The sequence below is a fragment of the Allobosea sp. P4_C6 genome, assembly GCF_056402015.1.
The window spans coordinates 1-2,635 of the sequence record NZ_JBFUIF010000175.1; the positions used below are offsets into that span (position 1 = coordinate 1).

The following is a 2,635-nucleotide window of genomic DNA, read 5'->3' on the forward strand; positions in this document are numbered from 1 at the left end:
GTGCGGATGCGCAACACCCCTACCCGTTTTGGTGCCCAAGCGATGCTGACCAGGTCATGGGTGAGATGTATTCATATTCCAGATCGCCGTCACTGAGGCCCGTTTCAGCTGGAACAGAAACAACATGACCGACGGACCAAAGTTGGGGACCCGCGGCACGCAGGGTTGATGGAATGGACGATGTCGCCGCTAGGCCACTCGCGCCCGCGGCTTGAAGCTCGCCGCGCCGGCATGTCGATGGTCTTCAGCCCTGGACGGCGGTGCAGCCCGAACACGAAGAAGTCTGGCGCATGTCTCGCGCGGAAACCTTCTCGCCGCCGGTCTGCTGGCCAGCTTTCGTCACCCTCCTGGTCTGGCCCAATCGACGGGGGCTTCGCTTTGGTGCTTCGGAAGGCGGGGTGTAAAGCTACCAGTCCTGCGAAAGAGCTGAGTTTCGAGGGGCCCGCGCTGTGCCGAGCTCGCCAGGCATCGGCGATTACGCCCCAAGGCCGGATCGCAAGCGTGAGCGGGATGTGGCGTTCTGGCTGGATGTAGGGGAGGGGGTATGTCCATCCAACGTTTCAGATTGGAAACGCTGGCCTTGAGGACGTTCTAGCGGCCGTTAGGCGCACGGATTCAATGTATGCTGCTGATCGGGCATGCTCGCTTGGCTAAAAGGCATTCGACATGCTCGGGAAGCTTTCGGGAAGCCTGCGGTTGCCCAGACGTTGAGGCGTATGGTCAGCGACGCGCAGACGCACGGCGCCGAGCGCGGACTCAAGCGCCTCGAGGGGTTTATCGACGCAGTTTTCGCTATCGCTCTGACCCTGCTGATCGGTGAAAACAAGGTGCCGGGTTCTCCCGACCGCCCCCCGCGACTACAACGACCTCGCAAGCGCCATGGCCAAGCAATGGCGCGAACGTCTGGCACTGGTCGTTGCCATTGGGTGATTGGCGCATACTGGCTGCAGCATCACTATTTTGGACGCATCTACGCCCGGAGCAATCACTGGTTCCTTGCGCTAAACCTTTTTGTTCCTGCTCGAAGTGGTTCCAAAGAGGCTGCCTCTGGAAGCATCAGAGATAACGGCACGCAGGGCGCGTGCGTCCGCCTCCCGTCAAACTGCCAACTTCCGGTTATCGCGCAGACCGACCTCGGACCACAGAGCACGGCGGGGCACCCGCCTTGCCTTTTCGTCATTCGCCGCACAGCGTCATGTTTGGAAAGCTGACTCTCGCTGAGCCCGCCAGCTCACTCTGAATGCGGTCTAAGCGAGCTTCGACTCCCTGACCGAGGCAGACCTTCATCAAGAGCTGCCCGGCATTTCGCTTCGCCATCGTCAGCGGCCCAGCTTGTGCTGCCTAATCTGCAGACTTGCGCTCAAAACGGGTAGACGATCCTGACCTTGCGATTCTTGCGCTCTCGCGACAGCTCCGCCGCACGGTCCTCAGGTTCGACCGGCGAAGCTTGGGGTCCGTTAGTCCAGTGACGTCCCAAAGCAATGCGGGTGCTGACTTCGACCCCTGTGATCGCTACATTATTCGAGCGCTCCTCATGGTCCTCGGCCGCATATGCAGCAGAACCGCACGAAAGGAGCGCGACAACAGCCAATACTGTATGAGGACGTCGCATATCGCCTTCTTGCTCCCAAAATTCTGCAAAACCGCTGGATGATCTCATTGAAAGTGAGGGGACGGCGGTCGACCATCCCCGCTTTAGTCAATTGATATCGCGGGTTACTTTTCGCGTTACCCGGTCGCCATAGGCGTTGGTATGGGTGATCTTTTGGGTGACGCGCGTCGTGCCGCGATGGCCGACTTCGTGGCGCACCACGACTTTTCGAACGCCGTGGCCATGCCCATTTCGCCAGCCGCGGTGCAGACCTGAATCGACGTGGCGCCGCTCCTTGATGACCACCGTTTCAGCAAGAGCGGGGGCCGCCGCCAGCGGCATCGCGATAAACGCCAGCGGGGCGAGTAATAGAAATTTCTTCATAGGATTGCTCCGGAAAATGAGAGTTTCTCAAGGATGAGAATGGGTAAGCCTCAAGGCCGCGATAGGGTCGCGGGCCGATAACTGCACTTGGGAGGCTCGCCTCGAAACCGATGGCCCGCCTTCGAGAAGGTGGGCCATCCAAGGTTTACTCGATCACCTGAATGATCTTGCGGGTTTTCGGCTCGACGATCACCGTGCGATCATTAATCGTCGTATAGCTATAGCCCTTCACGCCGAATTCCGCGGGGACGTCGCGATAGGTCACGCCACGCTCCGGCAACACCGCACCGACGCGAACTTCCTCGCGATAGGCGTACGAGGGAACTTCATGCTGACGGACATAGGTCTTGAAGCGGGGCGTGTTATCTCCGGCGATTCCGCCGACGACAGCTCCGCCGACACCACCAACGACCGCACCGACTGGTCCGCCTACAACCGCTCCCCCTACCGCGCCAGCTGCGGCACCGGCGGCAGCACCACCTCGCGCGCCTTCCGGATTCTGAGCAACTGCCGCCATGGGAGCCAACACAATGGCAGCGGCAAGAATGATCTTCTTCATCAGACGACCTCCAAATTGATCCCCCAGACGTGCCCACAACTTAGAAAGGTTACAAAGAGTTCCACGCTCTTGTTCGCTTCCGAAGCTTTAAGGCTCTATGC

At 59.8% G+C, this 2,635-nt stretch carries 3 protein-coding genes; 1 reads left to right on the forward strand and 2 read right to left on the reverse strand.

Translation table 11 applies throughout. The annotated features are described in order from the left end of the window. Nucleotides 1-716 precede the first annotated feature (716 nt). Nucleotides 717-1,211 carry a TMEM175 family protein gene (locus AC1DVA_RS27535; protein ID WP_476808004.1) on the forward strand — a complete coding sequence of 165 codons (495 nt, stop codon included), beginning with the start codon at nt 717-719 and terminating at the stop codon, nt 1,209-1,211. Between the two features lie 488 nt (nt 1,212-1,699). On the opposite strand, the gene AC1DVA_RS27540 is transcribed toward AC1DVA_RS27535, so the two are convergent. Together AC1DVA_RS27540 and AC1DVA_RS27545 are read right to left on the reverse strand one after the other, a co-directional pair. Beyond that, nucleotides 1,700-1,975 carry a hypothetical protein gene (locus AC1DVA_RS27540; protein ID WP_265055319.1) on the reverse strand — a complete coding sequence of 92 codons (276 nt, stop codon included), beginning with the start codon at nt 1,973-1,975 and terminating at the stop codon, nt 1,700-1,702. Nucleotides 1,976-2,120: 145 nt separating this feature from the next. After that, nucleotides 2,121-2,534, reverse strand: coding sequence for a DUF1236 domain-containing protein (locus AC1DVA_RS27545; RefSeq protein WP_442865083.1), 414 nt, complete (start codon nt 2,532-2,534; stop codon nt 2,121-2,123). Nucleotides 2,535-2,635: the final 101 nt, after the last annotated feature.

Coding starts and splice junctions, on each gene's coding strand:
- AC1DVA_RS27535 (WP_476808004.1), top strand. CDS start 717: ATGGTCAGCGACGCGCAGACGCACGGCGCCGAGCGCGGACTCAAGCGC.
- AC1DVA_RS27540 (WP_265055319.1), bottom strand. CDS start 1,975: ATGAAGAAATTTCTATTACTCGCCCCGCTGGCGTTTATCGCGATGCCG.
- AC1DVA_RS27545 (WP_442865083.1), bottom strand. CDS start 2,534: ATGAAGAAGATCATTCTTGCCGCTGCCATTGTGTTGGCTCCCATGGCG.